22 protein-coding genes and 1 riboswitch are annotated in these 24,164 nt (G+C 45.9%); of the genes, 3 read left to right on the top strand and 19 right to left on the bottom strand.

The annotated features are described in order from the left end of the window. Positions 1–6 precede the first annotated feature (6 nt). The 6 genes from CSV73_RS12655 to CSV73_RS12630 form a co-directional block, all read right to left on the bottom strand. A complete protein-coding gene (locus CSV73_RS12655) occupies positions 7–624 on the bottom strand; it encodes a TetR/AcrR family transcriptional regulator (RefSeq protein ID WP_085132686.1) in 618 nt (205 codons plus the stop codon). A 16-nt stretch (positions 625–640) separates the two neighbouring features. Further along, positions 641–1,780, bottom strand: a complete 1,140-nt coding sequence (locus CSV73_RS12650) for an acyl-CoA dehydrogenase (RefSeq protein ID WP_099627783.1) — start codon at positions 1,778–1,780, stop codon at positions 641–643. Positions 1,781–2,161: 381 nt separating this feature from the next. Then, on the bottom strand, positions 2,162–3,298 hold the full coding sequence (locus tag CSV73_RS12645) for an acyl-CoA dehydrogenase (RefSeq protein WP_099627782.1): 1,137 nt from the start codon (positions 3,296–3,298) through the stop codon (positions 2,162–2,164). A 32-nt stretch (positions 3,299–3,330) separates the two neighbouring features. Continuing rightward, on the bottom strand, positions 3,331–4,182 hold the full coding sequence (locus CSV73_RS12640) for a 3-hydroxybutyryl-CoA dehydrogenase (protein ID WP_085132683.1): 852 nt from the start codon (positions 4,180–4,182) through the stop codon (positions 3,331–3,333). Between the two features lie 15 nt (positions 4,183–4,197). Beyond that, the gene (locus CSV73_RS12635) at positions 4,198–5,388 is read right to left on the bottom strand and encodes an acetyl-CoA C-acetyltransferase (protein ID WP_085132682.1); all 1,191 of its coding nucleotides are present in this window, start codon (positions 5,386–5,388) and stop codon (positions 4,198–4,200) included. 158 nt (positions 5,389–5,546) lie between these two features. Next, positions 5,547–7,808: a (Fe-S)-binding protein gene (locus CSV73_RS12630; protein ID WP_099627781.1), complete on the bottom strand. Its 2,262-nt coding sequence runs from the start codon at positions 7,806–7,808 to the stop codon at positions 5,547–5,549. A 417-nt stretch (positions 7,809–8,225) separates the two neighbouring features. On the opposite strand from CSV73_RS12630, the gene CSV73_RS12625 reads away from it, so the two are divergent. Next, positions 8,226–9,425, top strand: a complete 1,200-nt coding sequence (locus CSV73_RS12625) for an iron-containing alcohol dehydrogenase (RefSeq protein ID WP_099627780.1) — start codon at positions 8,226–8,228, stop codon at positions 9,423–9,425. Between the two features lie 242 nt (positions 9,426–9,667). Here CSV73_RS12625 and CSV73_RS12620 read toward each other — a convergent pair whose 3' ends face one another. From CSV73_RS12620 to CSV73_RS12560, 13 genes are all read right to left on the bottom strand, one after another. Beyond that, a complete protein-coding gene (locus tag CSV73_RS12620) occupies positions 9,668–10,249 on the bottom strand; it encodes a cob(I)yrinic acid a,c-diamide adenosyltransferase (protein WP_085132680.1) in 582 nt (193 codons plus the stop codon). A 1-nt stretch (position 10,250) separates the two neighbouring features. After that, the gene (locus tag CSV73_RS12615) at positions 10,251–10,634 is read right to left on the bottom strand and encodes a bifunctional adenosylcobinamide kinase/adenosylcobinamide-phosphate guanylyltransferase (protein WP_099627779.1); all 384 of its coding nucleotides are present in this window, start codon (positions 10,632–10,634) and stop codon (positions 10,251–10,253) included. Next, positions 10,586–11,179, bottom strand: a complete 594-nt coding sequence (locus CSV73_RS12610) for a histidine phosphatase family protein (protein WP_099627778.1) — start codon at positions 11,177–11,179, stop codon at positions 10,586–10,588. The genes CSV73_RS12615 and CSV73_RS12610 overlap by 49 nt, the downstream gene beginning before the upstream one ends. Beyond that, entirely contained in the window at positions 11,140–11,904 is a 765-nt protein-coding gene (gene cobS, locus CSV73_RS12605) for an adenosylcobinamide-GDP ribazoletransferase (RefSeq protein ID WP_099627777.1), read from the bottom strand. Before cobS ends, CSV73_RS12610 begins: the two co-directional genes overlap by 40 nt. A gap of 12 nt (positions 11,905–11,916) precedes the next feature. Next, positions 11,917–12,735 carry a cobyric acid synthase gene (locus CSV73_RS12600; RefSeq protein ID WP_099627776.1) on the bottom strand — a complete coding sequence of 273 codons (819 nt, stop codon included), beginning with the start codon at positions 12,733–12,735 and terminating at the stop codon, positions 11,917–11,919. Continuing rightward, on the bottom strand, positions 12,732–13,304 hold the full coding sequence (locus CSV73_RS12595) for a bifunctional adenosylcobinamide kinase/adenosylcobinamide-phosphate guanylyltransferase (protein ID WP_099627775.1): 573 nt from the start codon (positions 13,302–13,304) through the stop codon (positions 12,732–12,734). The genes CSV73_RS12600 and CSV73_RS12595 overlap by 4 nt, the downstream gene beginning before the upstream one ends. Beyond that, a complete protein-coding gene (gene cobD / locus CSV73_RS12590) occupies positions 13,286–14,359 on the bottom strand; it encodes a threonine-phosphate decarboxylase CobD (protein WP_099627774.1) in 1,074 nt (357 codons plus the stop codon). Before cobD ends, CSV73_RS12595 begins: the two co-directional genes overlap by 19 nt. Then, positions 14,346–15,299 (bottom strand): adenosylcobinamide-phosphate synthase CbiB, encoded by a 954-nt coding sequence (gene cbiB, locus CSV73_RS12585; protein WP_099627803.1) that lies wholly within the window; start codon positions 15,297–15,299, stop codon positions 14,346–14,348. Before cbiB ends, cobD begins: the two co-directional genes overlap by 14 nt. Further along, positions 15,299–16,771, bottom strand: coding sequence for an adenosylcobinamide amidohydrolase (locus tag CSV73_RS12580; protein WP_099627773.1), 1,473 nt, complete (start codon positions 16,769–16,771; stop codon positions 15,299–15,301). The genes cbiB and CSV73_RS12580 overlap by 1 nt, the downstream gene beginning before the upstream one ends. Before the next feature lie 2 nt (positions 16,772–16,773). Further along, the gene (locus tag CSV73_RS12575; protein WP_099627772.1) at positions 16,774–17,766 is read right to left on the bottom strand and encodes a FecCD family ABC transporter permease; all 993 of its coding nucleotides are present in this window, start codon (positions 17,764–17,766) and stop codon (positions 16,774–16,776) included. Continuing rightward, complete coding sequence (locus CSV73_RS12570; RefSeq protein ID WP_099627771.1) at positions 17,759–18,745, bottom strand: ABC transporter substrate-binding protein; 987 nt, start codon at positions 18,743–18,745, stop codon at positions 17,759–17,761. Before CSV73_RS12570 ends, CSV73_RS12575 begins: the two co-directional genes overlap by 8 nt. 141 nt (positions 18,746–18,886) lie before the next feature. After that, a riboswitch (cobalamin riboswitch) is annotated at positions 18,887–19,013 on the bottom strand. Positions 19,014–19,448: 435 nt separating this feature from the next. Next, positions 19,449–21,116, bottom strand: coding sequence for an arginine--tRNA ligase (gene argS / locus CSV73_RS12565; RefSeq protein WP_085132670.1), 1,668 nt, complete (start codon positions 21,114–21,116; stop codon positions 19,449–19,451). Further along, complete coding sequence (locus tag CSV73_RS12560; protein WP_085132669.1) at positions 21,113–21,529, bottom strand: YwiB family protein; 417 nt, start codon at positions 21,527–21,529, stop codon at positions 21,113–21,115. The genes argS and CSV73_RS12560 overlap by 4 nt, the downstream gene beginning before the upstream one ends. Before the next feature lie 158 nt (positions 21,530–21,687). On the opposite strand from CSV73_RS12560, the gene CSV73_RS12555 reads away from it, so the two are divergent. Both CSV73_RS12555 and CSV73_RS16760 read left to right on the top strand, forming a co-directional pair. Further along, positions 21,688–23,742, top strand: a complete 2,055-nt coding sequence (locus CSV73_RS12555) for a transglycosylase domain-containing protein (protein ID WP_085132668.1) — start codon at positions 21,688–21,690, stop codon at positions 23,740–23,742. Positions 23,743–23,776: 34 nt separating this feature from the next. Further along, a partial coding sequence (locus CSV73_RS16760; RefSeq protein ID WP_233202899.1) for a hypothetical protein occupies positions 23,777–24,164 on the top strand: 388 nt, incomplete at its 3' end.

Raw genomic sequence — 24,164 nt, 5'->3', positions numbered from 1 at the left:
AGTTATTTATTTCTCTAAACCTTTGATAATTTGATCAGTTTGTATCTCAATGTAGCGTTGTAAAGTATATTCTCTGCGCAGTGCCCATCTTCTGAATGACCACATTTGGCCCGAAACGAGGATATGATGCGCGATCAATGATACTTCGTCCGGTCCGATGCGTAGATTCCCAGCTTCCATGCACTTCCGTATGATCGTCTCAAATTGCTCGACCATTTCTAGTTCTTTAGTAAGTACATACCGAAGCGCTTCGCTCGGTAACGATTTCGACTCTTGGTACATGACGAGAAACTCATCCGACATTTGATCGATGACTTCGTAATACCGTGCAATCGCCACACGTAGCCCTTCTACCGTGTTGTCATTATTATCGAGCTCAGATAAACGAACATTGACTTCATTATAAATATTGTCACAGACAAGATACAGAACATCTTCTTTTGTCCGAATATACTCGTATAATGTGCCAATACTGAAGCCCGCTTCTTTGGCGATTTCACGTGTAGTCGTTCGGTGAAATCCTTTGTCGATAAATAATTTCACAGCGCCCCGACTAATTTGTGCGCGTCGCTTCTGAATAAGTTCTTCATCTTTGACGGTAGATTTCACTTCATGTTTCGGCATTGCATTAGACCTCCTGTTATTTCGTCAGCATACGAGAAATGACGAGACGTTGAATTTCTTGAGTACCTTCATAAATTTGCGTGATTTTTGCGTCACGCATATAGCGCTCCACTGGATAATCTTTTGTATAACCGTAGCCACCGAATACTTGAACGGCTTCTGTTGTGACTTTCATTGCTGTGTCACCAGCCATTAGTTTCGCCATGGCAGACGCTTTACCGTATGGCAAGTCGTTAGATTCGAGCCATGCAGCCTGGTATGTCAACAGACGAGATGCTTCGATCGCTGTCGCCATATCTGCTAATTTAAAACTAATGCCTTGGTTGGCCACGATCGGCTTGCCGAATTGTGTACGTTCTTTCGAGTAATCGACAGCAGCGTCAAGTGCGCCTTGTGCAATACCCACTGCTTGAGCAGCAATTCCGTTACGTCCGCCATCGAGCGTTTTCATTGCGATAATGAATCCGTCCCCTTCTTCTCCAAGAAGGTTTTCTTTTGGCACGCGACAGTTATCTAATACGACTTCTGTTGTCGGCGAAGAACGTATTCCCATTTTCTTCTCTTTCTTACCTACAGAGAATCCTTCAAAAGTGCTTTCTACAATGAATGCGCTTGTTCCTTTATGTTTGGATTCCGGATCAGTTACAGCAAAAACGATATATGTGTCAGCAATCCCGCCATTTGTAATGAAGATTTTCGAGCCATTTAGCACGTAGTCATCACCGTCAAGCTTCGCTGTAGTTTTCATGCCGCCTGCGTCTGATCCTGAACCTGCTTCTGTCAGGCAGTATGCCCCCATCTTCGTACCTTCCGCAAGTGGACGTAAGTATTTTTGTTTCTGTTCTTCGTTACCGTATTTGAATAGTGGCCATCCTGCTAGAGACGTGTGTGCAGACAAGACGACACCTGTAGATGCGCAAACACGAGATAGTTCTTCTACTGCAATGACGTAGGCTAGGTAGTCGCTACCGATGCCGCCGTATTCTTCTGGCCATGGAATGCCTGTGAGTCCAAGTTCGGCCATCTTGTGGAAGATGTCCATGTCGAAAGTTTCGTCTTCGTCTCGTTGTGCTGCAGTTGGCGCTACTTCTTTTTGTGCAAAGTCCCGTACCATTTTTCTAATCATTTCGTGTTCTTCTGATAATTTAAAGTCCATTGTTCTCCCACCCTTTTGTTTGATTAATGAAAGTTTCATTGGAAATAGTAACGCTTGATGTTAGTTTGTGGTTTGGGGATTGGAGCTACAGAAGGGGACGCTTTCCGGGGGCGCAATCTTGAGCCAAGCGAACAGCGAAGGGTTCGCTTTGCCGTATTTCTGCGTACTTTGCAGAAATTAAGGCATCTGTCTGGGGTCTCAAGATCACGCTAATCCCCAGGAGTCGCCCCTTCTTCCGCTCCAATCCCTAATTTTATACTGGTGAAGCAAAAGAACGTCATTGAAAATAGTAAGTTGCGGTGGTTGCCATGGCGTAGTTTGTGCTGACAGTGCCAAAGTGTGGCTGAACCGCGCATTGCACTCCCCTAAGCGCTTCTAACATTAGTTTGTTAGATGTTTGGCGATGACTACTTTTTGAATTTCGCTTGTGCCTTCGTAGATTTGGCATACTTTCGCGTCGCGGAAGTAACGTTCTACTGGATAATCCTTCGTGTAGCCATAGCCGCCGAATACTTGGACGGCTTCTATGGAGTTATCTACGGAGGCTTGGGATGCAAATAGTTTGGCCATGGACGCTTCTTTGCCGCATGGTTTACCCTCTGAACGTAGCCAAGCTGCGCGGTAGACTAGTAGTCGAGCCGCTTCTGTTGCGGTGGCCATGTCGGCTAGTTTGAAGCCTATGCCTTGATTGGCTGCGATGGGTTTGCCGAATTGCTCGCGTTCTTTTGCATAGGCAACGGCAGCTTCTAGTGAGGCTTCTGCTATGCCTAACGCTTGAGCGGCGATACCGATTCGACCGACGTCAAGATTGGCCATGGCGATTTTGAAGCCGCCTTCTTCTTCACCCAGTCTATTTTCCACAGGTACTTTCATATTGTCGAAGCTAAGCGCGACGGTTCGCGAGCCGTGTAGACCCATTTTCTTTTCATCTTTGCCTATAGATAATCCCGGTGTATCCCGGTCAACAATGAATGCGGTGATGCCATACGTTCCTTTTTCAGGAGCGGTGTTAGCAAAGACGATGTAGACGTCCGCTTCCCCACCGTTTGTGATGAACATTTTCGAGCCATTGATTATGTAATGGTCGTCGACTCGCTTCGCTTTCGTTTTCAATGAACCTGCGTCTGATCCGGACGATGCTTCTGTCAGGCAAAATGCACCCAAGTATTCACCGGATGCCATTTTTGGCAAGTAGCGATTCTTTTGTTCTTCCGTACCAAAGTAGAGGATCGGATTCATTCCAACAGAAGTATGAACAGACAACACGACTCCCATGACGGCGCTGACTTTTGATAGTTCGTGAATTGCGATGATATATGACAAGAAGTCCATTTCTGAACCTCCATACTGTTCAGGTGCTGTAATTCCCATCAATCCGAGCTCACCCATTTTTTCTAGTAGTTCACGTGGAAATTCCCCATCTTCCATCCGTGGAATCCAAGGTTCGATCTCGTTTTTTGCGAAATCACGAACCATTTGGCGCATCATTAGTTGTTCTTCTGTTAATGTAAAGTCCATCCTTTTCACCTCTTGCTTTCAACTTAATTCATTTATTCGTATGAATAGAAACCGCGCCCTGTTTTTTTGCCGTGCCAACCTGCTTTGACGTATTTACGTAACAATGGGCATGGACGATATTTCGAGTCGCCGAATCCTTCATACAATGTTTCCATAATGTAGAGGCATGTGTCGAGTCCAATGAAATCTGCCAGTTGCAGTGGCCCCATCGGATGATTCATCCCCATTTTCATAACATCGTCAATCGCTTCTTTCGTTGCGACACCTTCGTATAATGTGAAGATCGCTTCGTTGATCATCGGCATCAACACACGGTTTGCGACAAAGCCGGGTGCATCGTTTACTTCAACAGGTGTTTTGTTGAGCTTTTTCGTCATCTCTTCAACTGCTTCGTAGACATCATCATCTGTTGCAAGTCCGCGGATGACTTCGACAAGCTGCATGACTGGTACTGGATTCATGAAGTGCATACCAATTACTTTTCCTGGACGTTTTGTAGCCGCACCGATTTCCGTGATGGGCAATGAAGATGTGTTCGTCGCTAAAATAGTATGTTCCGGTGTGATCTCATCTAGCTCTGCGAAGATCTTTGTTTTGATTGCCATATTTTCAACTGCCGCTTCGATGACGATGTCGGCATCTTTTGCATTTTGCATATCTAGTGATTTTGTGAAACGACCGAGGACGGCTTCTTTCTCTTCCTCAGTCATACGGCCTTTTTCCACGTTGCGCGTTAAGTTTTTCGTGATGACTTTAAAACCTCGGTCATATGCTTCTTCATTGAGATCATGAAGAGTTACTTGATAGCCCGCCTGTGCGCAGACTTGAGCAATTCCTCCGCCCATTTGTCCTGCGCCAATTACAAATACTTTTTCAATTGTCATCTGGAATGCCCCCGCTCAGTTAGTTTTGGGTACTTCAATCATGATCGCATCGCCTTGGCCGCCACCTGAACAGATTGCTGCGATACCGATTCCACCACCGCGACGTTTTAGTTCATTCGCCAATGTAAGTACAACACGCGCTCCACTTGCACCGATTGGGTGACCTAGTGCGACTGCGCCACCATTGACGTTCACTTTTTCTTCGTCCAGTCCAGCAATTTGTGAGCTTGCGAGCGCAACGACTGCGAATGCTTCATTGATTTCGTATAAATCAATGTCGTCTGCTGTTTTCCCTGTTTTCTCAAGTAATGCCTTAATGACGTGACCTGGTGTTTCTGGGAAACGTTCCGGTTCGATGGCTACTTCCGCGTGACCTAGAATAATAGCAAGCGGTTCTTTGCCTTGCTTTTTCGCTTCGTCTTCATTCATTAACACTACAGCACATGCACCGTCGTTAATGCCAGGTGCGTTTCCAGCTGTGACACTACCGTCTTTACCGAACGCTGGGCGTAGTTTCGCCAATGCTTCAAGTGAACTGCCTCTACGTGGGCCTTCATCTTCTGTCACAACGATTGGATCACCTTTCCGTTGAGGAATGCTAACTCCAACGATCTCCTCTGCGAACACTCCTTTTTCCATCGCTTCCAGTGCGCGTTCATGACTACGTAATGACCATTTGTCCTGCGTTTCACGGCTTACTGAGAAGTCGTTTGCTGTCCTGTTTCCGTATGTGCCCATGTGAACATTGCCTTCGGAGAATGAACACGTCAATCCATCATAAATCATGCCATCTACCAATGTGCTATCGCCCATTTTCAAACCTGAACGGACATTTGCATAATAGGGTGCGTTGGTCATCGATTCCATACCGCCTGCGACGATTGTTGTCTCATCACCAAGACGAATTAGCTGGTCAGCAAGTGTGATACTGCGCATTCCGGAAGCGCATACTTTGTTGATCGTTTCCGTTTTGACGCCATATGGAATGCCACCTTTGACAGCTGCTTGACGTGAAGGAATCTGCCCTTGCCCTGCTTGTAAAACAGTCCCCATAATCACTTCATCCACTTGATCGCCTTGTACGCCAGCACGGGCCAATGCTTCTTTGATCGCAATGCCCCCTAGATCGCTTGCTGTTTGTGATTGCAATGCACCGCTTAATTTTCCAAATGGTGTTCTAGCACCTTGTAAAATAACTGTTCTCATTTTCCCATTCCCCCTAGTTTATATGCTGACTGAACGCTCGCTCGATACATGACTACTAAATAAGAGGGGCTATGCACCCTCTTATTGTTTAGTTCATTCAATTGTTAGCGTTTTAGATAACTTAATTGTACGGTATTGACACGATATTCGCAATAATTTTAATTCCGTTTTCCATCGCCGATTTTCGATGTTTCATCCCCTGTTTCAACCGTTACAGCTAACTCAGGCTCCGAAATCAATTCCTTCGATTCTACTACTTCTTCCACAACTACTATTTCTTCTACCACTTCTTCTTCAGGCTCAGTGATTGTTTGGAATTCTCCAAAGATCGACCGTTCTAATAGTTCAGCAATATCGTATGTGCCGACTTGTTCTTCGACTTCAACCGCTTTCGTTCCGTCAGACAACATGGTCAAACAATACGGACAGCCAGATGAAATGATTCCTGGGCTAACTTCAAGCGCTTGCTCAGTACGAGCTACGTTGACGCGCTGGCCTGTATCTTCTTCCATCCACATCATACCGCCACCTGCTCCACAACACATACCTTCTTCACGGCTACGTTCCATTTCTACTAACTGAACGCCTGGAATCGCTTTAAGAATTTCTCTCGGCTGATCATAGACGTCGTTATAGCGACCTAAGTAACAAGAGTCGTGGAATGTGATGACTTCATCGATTGCATATTTCGGTACTAGCTTGCCTGCCATGACCAGTTCATGAAGCAACTCAGTATGGTGTTTAACGATGACTTGCAGACCGAAATCTGGATATTCATTTTTGAAGATATTGTAAGCGTGCGGATCGATCGTCACAATTTTCGATACGTTCGCTTTTTCGAATTCCGCGATATTCGCTGTTGCGAGCTCTTGGAATAAGAATTCATTTCCGAGACGACGTGGTGTGTCTCCGGAGTTCTTCTCTTTGTTACCGAGAATCGCAAAGCTTACCCCTGCTTCATTCAATAAATGTGCGAAAGATAGAGCGATTTTCTGTGAGCGGTTATCAAACGCACCCATAGAACCAACCCATAGTAAGTATTCGAAGTCTTCTCCTGCTTTCTTCGCTTCCTTCACCGTCGGGATGTGCAAGTCTGGACGTGCGTCTCTCCAGTTTTCTTTCTCTTTACGGTTAAGTCCCCATGGATTACCTTGGCGTTCAATGTTTGTCATCGCGCGCTGTGCATCCGCATCCATCTTTCCTTCCGTCATCACCAGATAACGGCGAAGATCGATAATCTTATCTACGTGTTCATTCATTACCGGACACTGGTCTTCACAGTTACGGCACGTCGTACATGCCCAAATCTCTTCTTCTGTAATGACGTCGCCGATTAATGAAGGACTATATAGTTCATCAATTGTCATTCCATCTGCCGTAGCAGCGAGTGCCAATTGATTTCCTTGTGAGTTTTTAAACATTAGTTGTGGTACCCACGGTTGTTGTTTCGTCATGACTGCACCGGTGTTTGTTAGGTGGTCGCGGAGCTTGGTGATCAAGTCCATTGGTGACAGCATTTTACCTGTACCCGTTGCCGGACACATATTCGTACAGCGTCCACATTCTACACATGCATAGAAATCGATCATTTGCGCTTGTGTGAAATCCGTGATCTTGCCAACACCAAGTGGCGGCATTTCGTCCTCGTCTTCAATTTCTTCAAGTGCTTCAAAATCGATTGGCTTCAAACGTCCCGCATGATCTAAGCGGTGGAAATACACGTTTGCTGGACCTGCGATCAAGTGTGCGTGCTTAGATTGTGGTACATACACTAAGAACGTCAGCAATGTCAGTAAGTGTACCCACCAGCCGACAAAGAATATCGCTGCGGCCACGCTTGTCGGAACACCGCTAAATACTGTTGCGATGATCGATGCCATTGGCTCTGTCCATGTAGTGCCTTCATTATGCCAAATCATATTCGCGCCGTTAGCAACAAGTGTAGAAATCATAAGTAGTCCAATAAATATCAGAACTAGACCCGATTTCCAGCCGCGTTTCAGACGCACTAGTTTCTCCATATAACGACGATAGAACGCCCATACGACCGCTACTAGGATAACGAATACGACGATTTCCTGGAAGAATGTAAATGCCGGATACAATGGGCCGAGTGGCAGATGTGATCCCGGCTTTAATCCTTTCCAGATCAGATCAATTGCCCCGAATTGTACGAGTAGGAAACCATAGAAGAACATGACGTGAATGGCCCCACTCTTTTTATCTTTCAGTAGTTTCTTTTGTCCGAATACGTATACCCAAATTTTCTTCAGACGCGCTTTGACGTCATTGTCGAACTCTTCTTTTCTCCCCAGTCGGATGAATTCGTAGCGAGTTTTTAATAAGTATAGGAATAGACCAAAGCCGTATACGACGACTGCTACAAATAATATCCAGTTTGCGATGAGTAATATATTCATCTCTTATTCCCCTTCCATTTCTTCTACTTGAGATTCCCTTTGAGAAACCGCTTTCAATTATATTCTATGTATAGTGTAATAATGAATGATCATTCAGTCAACTGTTTTTATAAGTTTATTTTTTATTTTCTTACTATGGTTGAAAGGTCTTTTTGTCAAGTACTTTTTTATTTATTAACATTATTCTATCATCTAAGCCCGCCCTTATAGGCTTTATTCTACATTACTTTAATTTACAAATTTACCTAGGGGCTAGAACTTCCAAATTAGAGAAAATCTATGCTCTATACAACTAGTATAACATTACTATCAAACTAATAGGAATATTCTTTTTCATTGTAACTCAATATAGCAAATTTAACCACTTCATGCTAACGTTTTCATAATGTGTTGCTAACAATAGAAAGGAGTTTTGTTATGAAGCGAGTGTATGCACGATTATTTCAAAGAGGGCTCAAAGTGGGAATGAACTTTTTACCTTGGCGAGAGCCTGAGTTACTAGTTGGACCTGGTAGCGTGGAAGGCCTTGCGGGGAAAGTGAAAAGTCTTGGACTGGATAATGTTTTCATTATTACAGATCGCAACATCGCCAAACTCGGCTTACTAGACGTCATGCTACTCGGTCTCGATTCACTCGGTATCAAATACTTGGTATATGACCAAACTGTCGCAAATCCTACAATAGTCAACATTGAAGAAGCACGAGGTTTGTACGTAGCGAATGAATGTCAAGCATTAATTGCGTTCGGTGGCGGTTCTCCGATTGATTGTGCAAAAGCAGTAGGTGCAAGAATTGCGAGGCCCGAGAAACAAATTCCCGAATTGAAAGGCTTATTCCACGTGCGCAAGCGAATCCCCACGTTGTTCACGGTACCTACGACAGCGGGAAGCGGAAGTGAAGCGACTCTCGCTGCGGTAGTGACAAATAGTGAGACGCATGAGAAGTATGCGATCAATGACACGTCACTGATCCCTCATTATGCTGTACTCGATCCATTGTTGACGATGAAGTTGCCGCCAGCGATTACCGCAGCTACCGGAATGGACGCCTTAACTCATGCAGTCGAAGCATATATTGGCAACAGTAATACGAAAGACACGTGGAATGATAGCCGGGCAGTAGTACAACTCGTGTTCACGAATTTATACGAAGCCTATCGCAATGGAGATAATTTGACCGCGCGAACGAATATGCAACGAGCTTCTTATTTGGCCGGTAAAGCATTTACTCGAGCATATGTCGGCAATATCCATGCAATTGCACACACGCTCAGCGGATTTTACAACGTACCACACGGATTAGCAAATGCGATTATTTTGCCACACGTACTGGAATATTACAGCAAAACTGTATACACTCCCCTTTCCGAGTTGGCTGATTTAATTGGCGTTACAAATCATTCGGATACGAAGCGAATGAAAGCTGAGAAGTTCATTGAGGCCATTCGAGCGTTGAATCATGCGATGAATATTCCGGAGCGAATGGATGGGATTATGGTAGAAGATATTCCACTAATGGTTAAACGCGCCTCAGCGGAAGCGAACCCGTTGTATCCTGTGCCGAAGATTTTGCGTAAGAAAGAGTTTATGGAACTGTATGATGTGATTCGGGTTTGAAGTGATTGTGTGGATAGAGCGGTTTGTCGTTGTGATTGAGCGGATGCGGGGATGGATTGAGCGGTTTTGCGTTGACATTGAGCGGATGCCCCGACGGATTGAGCGCTTAGGCGTCGACATTGAGCGGATGCGGGGATTGATAGAGCGGTTTTGCATCGACATTGAGCGGATACCCCGACGGATTGAGCGCGCCACAAAAAACAGGGACCCTGGAATTATCAGAGGTCCCTGTTAACGTATAATCACTTATCCTTTTTCACATTCGTGCGGAATACTTTTGCGCTACGGACGTATTCATTGTCTGAAATGCCAAGTCGAGCGTTCACGATGCGTGCCGCCACGAATAGATAATCTGATAGACGGTTCAAATAGCGCCCCACGACGGGTGATACGTCGTCTGCTGCGTTCATCAATGTGACGGTCACCCGTTCTGCGCGGCGTGTGACCGTGCGCGCGATGTGTAATGTCGCAGCCGCTGGTGAGCCGCCAGGGAGGATGAAGCGTTCTAGTTCGGGCGCTTCTTCCATTAGCTTATCGATTCGGTTTTCTAGAACAGTGATAGGTTCTTCGTCAAGCTTGTAATGACGCTCTTTCATGACGTTTGCTAAGTCTCCACCACCGTCGAATAATTCATTTTGGATCGTTTCAAGATCAGTCAGGATATCCGCAAACTTCTCCCCGTCTAGTTCCGTCATTGCTTTACCGATGAATGAATTTAGTTCATCGATCGTGCCATATGCTTCGACACGCAAATCGTCTTTTGCGACGCGTCCACCAATTAAACTTGTCGTCCCTTTATCGCCAGTCTTTGTGTAGATTTTCATTTCACTTCACTCCTTTGATTGTTTGAGGAATACCATACCAGATTCTTGTAACAGTTGTCGCTTCTGCAAATAATTGCTGATACAAACGGCCGCATCGATCGCGGAGTTCGCGTTGCTGTGCATCAATTGGCACAATGCCCCGCCCGATTTCTGTTAAAATGAAGACGGTGTTCGGGTCGCTGATTTCACGCACGGCATTGCTTGCTTCTCTTTCTGTTATGTCTGTAGTCTTTAGCCACTCATGCAAATCCGAAATGATGAGTAATTCACCGGGTTTAGCGGTTGCTGTTGTATCCATTGTACAGAAACAAGCTGCCGTATCGCCAATCCAACGTCTCACATAATCCGTTTTGCCGTTATAGGCACCTCCGATAACGACGTGCATGGCTTCCCCTCCTTGAATTCTTTCTCGCTAGCCCATTCGAGTTGCCAAATGGATCCGTTCGTTATGTTCCATTCCCAAAACGAACGATGGTCTTGTGTGAATGTATCGAGCACTACGCGAATCACGCCGCCATGCGTCACGACGACCGCTTCATTCGGCAACTCAGCTAATGCATCCAACACGCGTGACTTTACTTGTTGCAATGTTTCCCCATTGCGCGGTGGGATGTTCCATGAATCGTCTAGCCAGTTGCGATAGTCGGGGTCATTTTTCAACTGATCATACGTCTGTTCTTCAAAATCCCCGAAATGACATTCCCGCCAGCGTAGATCAGCTGTAAATTCTGCTTGTGGAAAATAAATGGCCGCGGTTTGACGGGTTCTGATCAAATCACTTCCAATTACCTGTTGGACAGCTACTGGTAATTCAATGGCCTCGCCTTCTAGTGACACCAATCCGCTATCCGTCCACCCACAATAAACTCGCTGTTCATTGGCAATCGTCTTTAAATGCCGAACGAGAAATATATGATAAGGACGAGCCATAAGAGCACCTCCATTCCTTCAATGAATGCTCCGCATAGATCCCCTGTGACGCCTCCGAAATGTTTGATCGTCCAGCGATGATAAAGCCAGATCGACAAGCATATGACGAGTAGCATAATGGGGAGTAATAAAATGGAGCGCAATTGAATAGTTAGCGGAATAATCGTCACGATAGTAATGGTGCTCGACGCAACTAGCATCCGTCCGCTTAGGAATTGTTGTTTAAAAAAGTACGCAATGCCGCTTGTCTTTGCGGTTTTCGTTAGTGTGTAATACGCTACTAAAGCGGCACGAGAGAGAACCGGCACCGCAACAAGCAATGCCCAACCGTTTACAAGCTGTAGAATTTCCATGAATAAACCGATTTTCAAGCAAAGTAAAACGAGTAACGACAATGTGCCAAATGCGCCGAGCCGCGGGTCATCCATGATGGTCAGACGTTTTTTACGATCTTGATAGGAAAAGAATGCATCGCCGAGATCCGCAAAACCGTCTACATGCAAACCGCCAGTCGCAATGAGGCCTGCTAGCAAAATCAGTACCGCCGCAAGGAAACTATTGAAATCACTCGTAATATACGCAACGCCTGCTAGTAGTAAACCGATTGCTCCACCGACGAACGGCAACGCGATGTACATACCGGACACTTCTTTTTTCCCAAGCGGCAATTCTTTATGGACAGGTAGCGACGTGAAAAATTGGAGCGCTAATAAAATGCTATTCATCTTCCCGCTCCTTTACGCCAAAATAGATTGAATCAACGGCCAGTCGACATGTTGCTTCACGTGAGCAGCCCATTGTTCGTAAACATCGATTCCTTCTGTTGCAGGAAGCGTGTTACGATCCATGTCTTCTTCTGGAATTCCATGGTTTTCTAAGACCGGAATGACACCTACAACCGGAATCCCGGTGTATTGTTCAATGAATTTCACCCCGTCTTCGAAAAAGGACGCGTCGCCGTAAAACTTATTGATGATAATCCCTTTGACACGCTGACGTCTTTCTGCTGAAAGAAGTTGAAGCGTGCCGACAATCGATGCAAAAGCGCCGCCTTTAGAAATGTCCGCAACTAGTATGACAGGCACATCTGCTAGCTCCGCAACGCGCATATTCGTCAGTTCACGGTCCATCAAATTTACTTCTGCGGTACTTCCCGCCCCTTCGATGATCAGCATGTCGTAGTGATCGGACAAATAATCTAATGCTCCTTGGATCGTTGCAAGACCTTTATCGAACCACTCTTCACGAAAGAATTGCCCGTCTATCGTCTCAAGCGGTACGCCCATGAAAAGAACATCAGCCCGCATATCCCCTCGTGGTTTCATCAAAATGGGATTCATTTCAACAATTGGTTGAGTACGCGCCGCTTCTGCCTGTTGAAATTGGGAGCGACTGATTTCACGTCCGTCCGCTAATGTTTCAGAGAAGCCCGACATATTTTGTGATTTAAAAGGTGCGACATGGACGCCTTCATTCGAAAGCAGTCGGCATAGTGCGTTGCAAATCATCGTTTTACCTACATCTGACGCAGTGCCTACGATCATTAATCCGTTCATAAACTCTCACCTTTCCAGACAATCGGAATGCCGTGATCCATTTCAATTGCATGATCTGCAAACTCCACGATTTGTTGATGAAGCGTGCCAATTGTTTGGCGGTAGATTTCCGTCTCTTCTTCGTATTGCGGCCACTCATCGAGGACTTCATTTGAAACAATGACTAGCTGTGAAACGATTTCTTTCATTTGCTTTACCGTGTGAAGTAGTTGTTTCTGCTTTTGTTCTACACATCCCGAGCGATGAACGCAAGGAGAACCTTCTTCGTATCCTTCATACATTTCATTGGCGAGCCACGTAGTCAGGCAGTCCCATAGAACGAGATCACCCGATTTTAGAAACGGCAACACTTCCTGGAGATTTTTCGGTTGCTCGATTGTGTGCCAATTCGCATGTCGACGATCTTCTTTATGTTGATCAATTCGACGCTTCATCTCTTCATCGGCTACTACACCAGATGCAATGTAGACGAGGCGACTTGCCTTTTGATTCGTAAGTAGGCGTTCCGCATAAGCACTTTTTCCACTGCGCGCCCCGCCACTGATGAATGTTACTGTCGCTTGAACCATGGATCCATCGCCTCCCGCAGTGTATCCATCATCGTTTCGGACTTCATTCCGATCCGTAACCAACGCCCTTCCATCCCACGGAAGTTTTCCGAATGTCGCAGGACGATCCCTTGATTCAATAAATCTTTATAAAGCTTCTTCGCATCTTGCATGGGCTTCATGACGAGATAATTAGTGGAAGAGTTGAGCACTTCACAACAATGTGAGCGCAAGAACTGTGTCATCTTTATGCGTTCTGTTTGCGCGTGCAAAATTGCTTGTTGACGGTACACTTCTTCCTGTAAACAGAACACACCGATTTCAGCAGCGAGTCCGTTGACATGCCAATGCGAAGCTCGTTGTTTCAGCGTTTTTATCCGTTCAGGATGTGCGATTACATACCCTAGACGGATACCAGGAATCGCGTACATTTTCGTCATCGAGCGGACAATGAATAAATTCGAATAGTTCGCGACTTGCGGAATAAAGGATTTTGATTCATCAACGAAATCAATGAACGCTTCGTCTAGCACAACATCTGTCGAACTGTTTTTGGCTGCTTCTATAATCGTTAGTAGCTCGTTTTTTGTAGGCAACAAGCCTGTTGGGTTATTAGGGGTGCAAATATAGATCGCATCCGCTGTAGGCAATGCCTCAAGAATTTGACGCATAGGCAATTCAAAACCTTCCGCTTCACTTGCTTGAAGAGATACGACCTCTGCACCATTCACTTCAAGCGTGGCGCGATATTCGGAAAAGGTTGGGTCAATCAAGAGGACCCGTTTGCCTCGGTAATTCCCTGCCAATAAAGATAGTATGTCTGCGGCGCCATTGCCGATCAGTACTTGTTGTTCGTCTACTTGATGAAAAACCGAAACTGCCGAGCGAAACGGCTGACCATCTGGATCGGGATAGCCGTTAAGTGTTGATATTAACGTAGGCCATGCTTCCACTACGGACGGTGGTGGTCCTGCTGGATTGCAGTTTTCACTGAAATCCAACACTTCATCAGGCATCGGAATATTAATTGATGTATACAGTCTTTTGCTGTTTGCACCGTGTTCAGGCAATCGCATAGAAAATTCCTCCTACTACTGTGCCGAGTGACCAGAAAGTCCAAGACACGACTTGCATTTGATATGTTGTGGAGCGGATATGTTCTTTATTCGCAACGACTGACGGGCCAAGTACCGCCCGTTCCGACACTACTCCGCGATATGTACTGCGCCCACCTAACTGGATATTGAGTTGCCAAGCTGTTGCTGCTTCCAAATAGCCGCTGTTCGGGCTCATATGTTTTTTTGCATCGCTTAACCAACCGCTAATTCGCTTTTTAATTGAATGTCCACCTTCATTCTGAGTACATAATAAAATGAGCAATCCTGTAATTCTTGAAGGAATCCAGTTAAAGAGATCATCCATGCGTGCGGAAACTTTTCCGAATTCCCGATAACGCTCATCGTTGTACCCTACCATGGAGTCGAGTGTATTGACCGCTTTATATAACCATAGACCAGGTGCCCCGAGCAAGAACGCCCAAAATAACGGTGCCGTGATGCCGTCAGACGTATTTTCCGAAACCGTTTCAATCGTAGCACGGGCTATCGCACTCTCGTCGAGCTTCTTTGTATCCCTGCCGACAATCCAACTTAGCTTTTCACGGGCTTCGTCCATATCTCCTGACTTCAATGGCTCATAGACGAGCAACGCCGCGTCTCGCAAACTTTTTTGTGCAAGTCCCGCCGCAATGAGCAGCGCTTCGATTGCGATTCCCGCCAATAGATGTAGGCGATAGGCGATACTGACGAGCCAAATGGCGAGTAGAAATGTCGTCATACAAATAAGTAACCATACAATCGCACCTTTTATTGTGCGCATACGGCCTTTATTCAATAGCTTCGTCAAGTTACTAATCGTCGTGCCTAGCCACTTGACTGGATGCGGCCAGTTGGGTGGATCCCCAATGATTCGATCGAGTACCATGCCAATCGCAATCGCAATAAAATGTGCAGGGATCATCGATGGTCACCTACTGCTAATCGATACGAATGAATTGCCCGTACCGTACAATCATAGACCCCTTTACCGATCAACTTCCCAAGTTGAGTAATCGGCCCCGCGTACGGCAAGTATTCTCCTTGTTGCGTAGAAGCGATCAACAAGCTATCTGTCGAAGTCCCTGTAGCGACCGTGCTCGATTCAGGATCCTTCACTTGCTCGTCTTGCAGTGCTTTCGCCTTCGCTTCTGTTGCGGTAATCAACGCCTGAACGAAAGCTTCTTCACTTAATTCACCATTAATGAATACCCATGTATTGATCGTACCTATGTAAGGAATATCTTCACGTTGCCAAGACTTCGAAACATCTACCGCGTTTCCGACACCCGCTGTCACGGCCACGACAATCGAGCCGAACTGTCCTTCATATTCTTCTACTTCAACGTGCTCCGGACTAACGGCAGTCATCATGGCGACTGTATCTGTCAAATGATAGCCAAGCGTTCGCAAGTATTCCGTGTTCTCGCGCTGTACATCATCGATCATATAATCCGCACGCACGCCTCGATTGACAAACGTCTTGTACCAACCAAGCCCCGCATTATGGACAGCGGAAGAAATCGTCTTCAGCGGTTGGCTTGATTGCAACAATACATGATCTTCTTGAATCGTTACGTCCGCTTTCTTTACACTGAATAGTTGCACCTTTTCTTGCAAGTTCGGCAACAGCGTCATTTGAGGCTTCGGCATTTCAGGATGGGGCTGTGTTTTGACGCGTGCGTTGTATACGTGATGAATCTCTTGCTCGAGTACGACGTCTTGCGGTTCGCCGATTGATGCTACTTCCCCGTTCTTCAACAGCAATAGACGATCGCAATAAAGAGCGGCCAGATTGATGTCATGAAATACCGAAATGACCGTAATCCCTTTCTGCCTCGCTTGATTACGGATCGTATCGAGTAATTGTTGCTGATGCGCGATGTCTAGATGGTTCGTCGGTTCATCCAATAATAAAATAGGAGCTTGCTGGGCGAGCGCTTGTGCAACAAATACGCGTTGTTGCTCGCCGCCAGATAATAATTCAATGGCGGTATTTTCATATCGCGTGACACCTGTATAGTTCATCGCTTCCTGCACTGCTCGCTCATCCAACTCCGACCAGCTCGAGAAAATCCCCGATTGATACGGATAACGACCGAGAGCAACAGTGTCTTTCACGCTATGAGAAAAGGCATGGGCATGGAGCTGCGGCAAGACGGCCACTTGCTGCGCGAATTGCTTTTGGGTATAGGCGCCAGAAGGTTTTCCTGCAATCATGACCTTCCCGCTTTGTTTCGGCAAAATTCCCGATATAATTTTCAATAACGTGGATTTCCCGCTACCATTCGGCCCTAAAATTCCGAGAACTTCTCCTTTTTCCACGTGGAACGACACATTTCGCACAATCGGTTCCTTGCCGTAGCTTCCCGATACGTTTTCCACTTGCAACATCTTCACATCGCTCCTTTTCTACGTTGTTTGTAAAAGATATAGGCAAACACCGGAGCGCCAATGAATGCTGTAATGACACCGACCGGTAATTCAGCCGGTGAAATAATCGTTCGTGCTACGAGATCGCAAATGATCAATAATGATGCACCGTTACATAATGATAACGGCAGTACATGACGGTGATCGGAGCCCCATAACATACGTGTCATATGGGGGACAACTAGGCCAACGAAGCCGATTGTTCCGGACACCGCAACAGCCGATCCAGTTAATACCGATCCGCCTAGCAAAATCATCAATTTACGCTGTTTGACATTGACTCCAAGATGATGCGCACGTTCCTCACCGAATAATAAAGCGTTCAATTCGCGGCGATTAAGCCACAGCATGAATGAGCCGATGATGAAAAACGGCAAGACCATTACAATATAATTCCAGCCGCGCATCGATACGCTACCAAGAAGCCAACCAACAATTTGACGGAGTTCTTCTTGCGTCAACGCGATCATCAGCGACAACACAGAACCAAGAAATGAACCGAAAATAATTCCTGTTAAAATAATTGTTTCCATTTTCATTGACCGGTCGACCATTCGAGCAAAACCGATCACTAAAAACATCGTCACTGCAGCACCGATCATACTAAATACAGGTAAGGTGAAAGCGCCAAGGACCGGCAGCGATATACCAAAAAAGAGTGTGATCACGGCGCCGACAGAGGCACCGGATGACACTCCGAGGGTGTAAGGATCAGCTAATGGGTTTTTCAGTAGCCCTTGAAAAGCAGCCCCTGAAATAGCCAATGAGGCACCGACGATTCCAGCCAGCAACACACGCGGCATACGAATCTTCCACAAAATATTACTTGCGGTCGTGTCCGATTGATCCCATAGCGTCTCTATTGGTATTTTCACTGTACCGATCGATACACCGAGCCAGATCGCCACAAGCAATGTGGCGATCGACACGACGTAGGCGAGAACGGTTTTATTCACCGAATACCTCCGGATAGATTGCTTTCGCAAACAATTCTAATCCGTCAGCTAAACGTGGACCTGTACGGCTTGTAATATCTTCATCCAGTTGAATGACTTGATCTTCTTTGATCGCAGTCACCGCATCAAAGCCGTCACGCGTTTTAATATTTTCTACGACATTTGGAACATAGCTATAGATCGCCAAAATCACATCCGGATTTTCATCTACAATCGTTTCAGGACTGATCATAATCCAGCCTTCTTCCGTCACAATGTTTTCAGCGTTAATGATATCCAAAAACTGCTGTGGGAATGTGCCTTTTCCTGCCGTATAGATTTCAGGTGCATCGGAGTTTTCAACGAACACGCGCTTCTTATCCGTGATATCTGCTGCTTTCTTTTCGATATCAGCAATTTTCGTTTTCATATCTTCGACGATTTGATTGGCTTCCGCATTTTTGTCCATGACTTCACCAATCATTTCAATCGTTTCATATGTTTCTTCAAATGTTCCTGCATTCTGTACGACGATCACAGGGATGCCTGCGTCACGAATTTGATTCAATCCTTCTTCATTCGAGCCCATCATCATTTCATGTGCGAATACCGCTTCCGGTTGCAATGAAATCACTTTTTCTATGTTGACCGTAAAGTCCCCTACGGTATCAAGCTCCGTTACTTCTTTAGGATAATCATCATTTTCTGTAACGGCGATGACTTGATCGCCTGCATCAATACCGAATAAAATTTCCGTGTTACTTGGAATTAATGAAATGACAGTTTCCGGCGCTTGTTCAAATGTAATTTCTTCGCCAATTGCATCTGTCAAGGTGTATGGGTAACTCGTTGTATCCGTTGACTCTTGTTCTGTTTTCGCTTCTTCCCCCGCTTGATTTTCATCTGCCGGTGTTTCTTCTTTTGTACTGTCGCTTCCGCATGCTGCAAGTAGTAGTACCGCAAGCATAGCCGTCAGCAGTAGTTGCCAAAACTTCTTCATGTGTGTTCCTCCTTCAATATGTGTATTGCATTACGCAAGCCGCAGACATGAAAAAAACCCTCCGATAGTTCGAAGGATTAGGTGGGATGAAATCAATGCGTGATCTCTTCCATCACACCTATCCTCGTAGGTTGCTGCGGAACTTCATTTTCCAAAAAGGCAGGTGACCTGGCTTGTGCATCGCACGTACAGTGGCGGGACCGCATCGGATTTGAACCGATTTCGCTTTTCATCTCAATTTTCGAGAACCTTTTTAGAAGATATGTAATTATGATTTATTATAGCGATAATAGTGTTGGTTGTACAGGGGATAGGAGGGTTTGGGTATGACATAGGGAGTGAGGCTCCAGCAGGGGGACGCTTTGCTGAGAGGCCTCGCGATGAGCCCTCCCAAACGCGTCCGCCTGGAACGTAGCGAAACGTTACCTTCCCCTTTCCAACCTCAAAATTTAATCACCCGTAAGCCCTTGAACTTCACTCTCTATCTCAAGAAAGAAACACCAGTGAAGCGAAGTGCAAGGCGGCGACTCGGGGAGGATCAGCTCGACAGGTAAGACAACCAAAAGGAAGCGAAGCGACCTGGTTGGCTTACCGCGGGCCCTCCCGAACGCGTCCGCCTGGAACGTAGCGTAACGTTACCTTCCCCTTTCCCACTCAAAAAGAAAAAGCCAAGCAGTAAACCCGCTTGGCCATTTTCGATATATTACATTCTTTCAGGTGCTTCAACGCCTACAAGTTTCAACGCGTTGGCAATCGTTGTTTTAGTAGCTGTAATCAATGCCAAACGTGCTTCGGAAAGGTCTTTGTTTTCCGGATCTAGCACCTTGTTCGCATTGTAGAAACTATGGAATGTAGCTGCTAGTTCCTGGATGTATGTTGTTACGCGGTGCGGTGCGCGCATACGAGCCGAGTCGCTGATTAGTTTCGGGAAGTCACCGAGTTTCTTCAGTAGCTCTAACTCTTTTTCGTCTTGCAATAGCGTGACGTTTTCTGTTGACGCTTCTACATTCTGTTCTTTTGCCTGACGCAAGATCGAACAAATACGTGCGTGTGCGTATTGTGCGTAGTAGACAGGGTTTTCATTGGATTTGGATACGGCTAAATCTAAATCGAAGTCCATTTGTGCGTCGCCTGAGCGCATCGCGAAGAAATAACGTACAGCGTCTAGTCCTACTTCTTCTACGAGTTCACGCAATGTGACGGCTTTTCCTGTGCGTTTGCTCATTTTGAATTTTTCTCCGTCTTTGTAAAGCTGAACCATTTGCGCCACTTCTACTTCAAGCGTGTCGCGGTCATAGCCAAGCGCCTGGATAGCTGCTTTCATACGTGGAATATATCCGTGGTGGTCTGCTCCCCAAATATTGATAAGTTTATCAAATCCACGACTCAGCTTGTCTTGGTGATAAGCAATGTCTGGTGTTAAATATGTGAATGAACCGTCTTGCTTGATCAATACACGGTCTTTATCGTCACCAAATGTAGTGGAACGGAACCAAGTAGCACCGTCTTCTTCAAAGACATGGCCATTTTCACGTAATTTATTGAGCGCGACATCGATTTTACCATTGTTATATAGGGACGTTTCCGAGAACCAGTTGTCGAAATGAACGCGGAAGTCCGTCAAGTCTTTCTTTAGTTTATCCAGTTCGATATTCAAGCCGTGTTCACGGAAAAATGCAAGTCGCTCTTGTTCTGGAACATGGACATACTTGTCGCCGTATTGTTCGACGAGACCTTTTGCGATCGTAATAATATCTGCGCCGCGATAACCATCTTCTGGCATTTCTTTTTCCAATCCAAGTGCTTCGAAATAACGAACGTCAATCGATAACGCTAAATTATTTATTTGATTACCTGCATCATTGATATAGTATTCACGCGCTACGTCATAGCCTGCTTTGTCGAGAATATTACATAATGAATCTCCAAGGGATGCCCCACGTGCGTGTCCTAAGTGCAAATCGCCTGTTGGGTTCGCTGATACGAATTCAACTTGGATCTTCTGTTGCTGTCCGCTATCGGAACGTCCGTAGTCTGCTCCTTGATCCAGGACAGATTTCACGATATCCCCGAGGCTGTCTGTTTTCAAGCGGATATTGAGGAAGCCAGGTCCAGCGATTTCAATGGAGTCGATTGCGGTGTTCTTCGTATCGAGGTGCTCTAAAATACTTTCCGCAATTGCACGTGGCGGCTTTTTCGCTAGTTTTGTCAACTGCATAGCGATATTCGCTGCATAATCTCCGTTCTCTTTACTTCTTGGTGATTCCAATTTAATGTCGGGAATATCTGCACTTTCGACTAGTTGCGCTTTCTCAATGGCTTGGTGCAATGCTTCTTTAATTTCATGTTGAATCTGCTCTACTGCATTCATTGTGTTACCTCCGAGTAGGTTATTGTCAAATGGTATTTCCCTAATAAGCTTTCGTCTGAATGTAAGTCGTACGCTACCGTAAAGCGTCCAGGAACCCACTCCAGTTGATTGGTATAAACGGCTAAATCCATAACTGCAGGGCCATTACCGTACGTGCCGAGGCGCATATCGTCTTGTCTGAACGGCAATCGCATCTGCACGCCGCCTTTACGCATGATGAAGGCATCTTCAGCATGTAATTTCACGGTCGTTCGGACTACTGGCATTCCTTCTGTTCGTTCTTCAAACAATAAATAAGCCTGTCCTTTTTTCTCAATGAGTTCTCCAGTTGCCTGCATCGTATGCGTTTCCGCTTGCTGGTCTGGATGTTGAATAACGGAACGGAGCTGAACTTCCATTTTTGGCGCTTCCATTCGTTCACCGCCTTAAGTAAATAGATTCACTCATTATACACTTCTTCCGGCACCAGTTTCAATGTTACACGTCTAAACTTTTCCTACAGTCCGTTTAATCCGTCCATAACCGTCCCATACTGTCAAAAGATACTGAATGGAACGGGATGTGATGAGCAATGAAACGTACCGATTATATAAAGTCCACTAATAGAAAAAGGTGGAAAAAGATTGTATTATCCCTGTCGATCACGTCGATAGCCGCGATCGTGACTGTCTTAATCGCCCTTCGAATATATGCCCAAGTACTTGGTGCCCCTTCATTGAGCGTACCAAAGGCTTCATTGTTCCTCGATCATAGTGGGCATCAGATCGGGGATCACTTTTCACAACATAGACGGTATTGGATGAAGCTGTCCGATATATCCCCTTTTCTGACAGATGCTTTTGTAGCAACAGAAGATAAGAAATTTTATTCGCATAATGGATTTGATTATAAACGACTTGCCGGTGCCATTCTGAAGGACGTTAAAACGATGAGCAAGGCGCAAGGTGCGAGTACGATTACCATGCAATATGCGCGGAATCTGTATTTAACACACGAAAAGTCTTGGACACGAAAAATCCATGAGGCGCTGTTTGCTTATCGCCTCGAAATTTTCTATGACAAGGATACGATTTTGGAAGGTTATTTAAATACTGTCTACTTCGGTCATGGAATGTACGGTGTGGAAGCGGCCAGCCGGTTTTATTTTTCTAAAGCCGCGAAAGAGCTGACATTGGAAGAGGCCGCCACGATTGCAGCAATCGCAAAAGGTCCTTCCATTTATTCACCTCTTGATAATCCCGAGAATTCACGCAACCGCCAACTGCTCGTACTCGATCAAATGGAGCAATATGATTATATTTCAACTGCGCAAAAGGAACGCGCGGTGGAAGAGAGAATTGTGCTAAAAACAGAGAGTTGGAAAGATATGAAGCAAGTGGCTCCTTATTTTTTGGATGCTGCATGGCAACAGGCGGAAGACATCCTCGCGTCTAAAGGCCGAGTACCCGCAGAAGGTGGCTGGCAAATCCGAACGACGTTGAATCAACAGCACCAGCAAGCCGCGGAACAAGCCATTAAACAAGCGATGCCTGCAAATGACCTGCAAGTTGGATTCATCTCCATGGCTGCAGACACGGGTTTCGTCACGTCGATGGTAGGTGGAGTGGATTTTGGCGACAGCTCCTTTAACCGAGTGACTCAAGCGAAACGTCAGCCAGGGTCTGCAATGAAGCCGATCCTCTATGCGGCAGCAATGGAAAAAGGCATGAGCCCGTTAACCTTCATGACGGCCGAAAAGACACTGTTTACCTATGATGACGGTCGTTCGACATATGAGCCGAGTAATATTAACGGGGAATTTGCGGTGAAGCCGATTTCATTGGCACAGGCGATTGCCATTTCAGATAATATCTATGCAGTCAAGACGCTTGAGCAAGTCGGTTACAAGCCGTACACAAAAATGGCGCAACGGCTAGGCATCGATGTGGCATTTCCCGAATCTCCAGCGGTCGCGCTTGGAACATCCGATGTGACATTGTACGAGATGACGACAGCGTATAATCGTATTGCGTCAAAAGGTAAACAAGTCGAACCTCAAATGATTCTATCGATTACAGATGCGAACGGAAAACTGGTCTATGAACATCCTTCGAAAAAACCGAAGCAAGCGATGTCGGAACAAGACGCATTTGTGCTAACGCATTTGATGACGGGGATGTTCGACCCTGTCTTCAATGACTATTTAACCTCTACAGGCTTGTCGATGCGACCGAAACAAACGCGGCCTTATGCAGCGAAGTCCGGAACGACGATTTCGGATCAATATTTGATTGGATTCTCGCCCACATTAACAGCGGGCATTTGGACAGGCTTTGACCGCGGCAAGCAACTCGAAAATTTGGAGGATAAATCCGTTTCGAAAAAGGTATGGATTGATTTCATGGAAGCGGCACACGAAGGAACAGCCCCACAACCATTCCTCCCCCCTTCAGGCGTGCAAGGCGTCATTGTGGATATCGAAACCGGCGGGATTGCGGTCAATGAATGTGCGAAGCAACGGTTGATCTATGTGAAGGATAAAGATGTGCCGAAGAAATTATGCACGGATCGCTCGTTGAGAGAACAACATTCCGGAGAAGAGGAAAATTCTAAAATGGAGTTATTCCCGTTTTCATTTTTTGAGTGATTTGAAGCATTCGGGTTATGAGCGGGTAGCGGGGATGATAGAGCGGTTAGCGCTGGAGTATGAGCGAACTCACGCTGGCATAGAGCGCTTAACGATGGACTATGAGCGAACTCAAGCTGGCATAGAGCGCTTAACGATGGACTATGAGCGAACCTACGCTGGCATAGAGCGCGTAGCGACAAACTATGAGCGAACACACGCCAACATAGAGCGCATAGCGACAAACTATGAGCGAACACACGCCAACATAGAGCGCATAGCGACAAACTATGAGCGAACACACGCCAACATAGAGCGCGTAGCGACAAACTATGAGCGAACACACGCCAACATAGAGCGCGTAGCGACAAACTATGAGCGAACACACGCCAACATAGAGCGCGTAGCGACAAACTATGAGCGAACACACGCCAACATAGAGC

It is taken from the genome of Sporosarcina sp. P1 (genome assembly GCF_002743155.1).
Classification (GTDB): domain Bacteria; phylum Bacillota; class Bacilli; order Bacillales_A; family Planococcaceae; genus Sporosarcina; species Sporosarcina ureae_B.
Note: the sequence above shows the minus strand (reverse complement) of the source record. Positions and strands in the feature narration are given on the sequence as shown.

Coding starts and splice junctions, on each gene's coding strand:
- CSV73_RS12655 (WP_085132686.1), bottom strand. CDS start 624: ATGCCGAAACATGAAGTGAAATCTACCGTCAAAGATGAAGAACTTATT.
- CSV73_RS12650 (WP_099627783.1), bottom strand. CDS start 1,780: ATGGACTTTAAATTATCAGAAGAACACGAAATGATTAGAAAAATGGTA.
- CSV73_RS12645 (WP_099627782.1), bottom strand. CDS start 3,298: ATGGACTTTACATTAACAGAAGAACAACTAATGATGCGCCAAATGGTT.
- CSV73_RS12640 (WP_085132683.1), bottom strand. CDS start 4,182: ATGACAATTGAAAAAGTATTTGTAATTGGCGCAGGACAAATGGGCGGA.
- CSV73_RS12635 (WP_085132682.1), bottom strand. CDS start 5,388: ATGAGAACAGTTATTTTACAAGGTGCTAGAACACCATTTGGAAAATTA.
- CSV73_RS12630 (WP_099627781.1), bottom strand. CDS start 7,808: ATGAATATATTACTCATCGCAAACTGGATATTATTTGTAGCAGTCGTC.
- CSV73_RS12625 (WP_099627780.1), top strand. CDS start 8,226: ATGAAGCGAGTGTATGCACGATTATTTCAAAGAGGGCTCAAAGTGGGA.
- CSV73_RS12620 (WP_085132680.1), bottom strand. CDS start 10,249: ATGAAAATCTACACAAAGACTGGCGATAAAGGGACGACAAGTTTAATT.
- CSV73_RS12615 (WP_099627779.1), bottom strand. CDS start 10,634: ATGCACGTCGTTATCGGAGGTGCCTATAACGGCAAAACGGATTATGTG.
- CSV73_RS12610 (WP_099627778.1), bottom strand. CDS start 11,179: ATGGCTCGTCCTTATCATATATTTCTCGTTCGGCATTTAAAGACGATT.
- cobS (WP_099627777.1), bottom strand. CDS start 11,904: ATGAATAGCATTTTATTAGCGCTCCAATTTTTCACGTCGCTACCTGTC.
- CSV73_RS12600 (WP_099627776.1), bottom strand. CDS start 12,735: ATGAACGGATTAATGATCGTAGGCACTGCGTCAGATGTAGGTAAAACG.
- CSV73_RS12595 (WP_099627775.1), bottom strand. CDS start 13,304: ATGGTTCAAGCGACAGTAACATTCATCAGTGGCGGGGCGCGCAGTGGA.
- cobD (WP_099627774.1), bottom strand. CDS start 14,359: ATGCGATTGCCTGAACACGGTGCAAACAGCAAAAGACTGTATACATCA.
- CSV73_RS12580 (WP_099627773.1), bottom strand. CDS start 16,771: ATGTTGCAAGTGGAAAACGTATCGGGAAGCTACGGCAAGGAACCGATT.
- CSV73_RS12570 (WP_099627771.1), bottom strand. CDS start 18,745: ATGAAGAAGTTTTGGCAACTACTGCTGACGGCTATGCTTGCGGTACTA.
- argS (WP_085132670.1), bottom strand. CDS start 21,116: ATGAATGCAGTAGAGCAGATTCAACATGAAATTAAAGAAGCATTGCAC.
- CSV73_RS12560 (WP_085132669.1), bottom strand. CDS start 21,529: ATGGAAGCGCCAAAAATGGAAGTTCAGCTCCGTTCCGTTATTCAACAT.
- CSV73_RS12555 (WP_085132668.1), top strand. CDS start 21,688: ATGAAACGTACCGATTATATAAAGTCCACTAATAGAAAAAGGTGGAAA.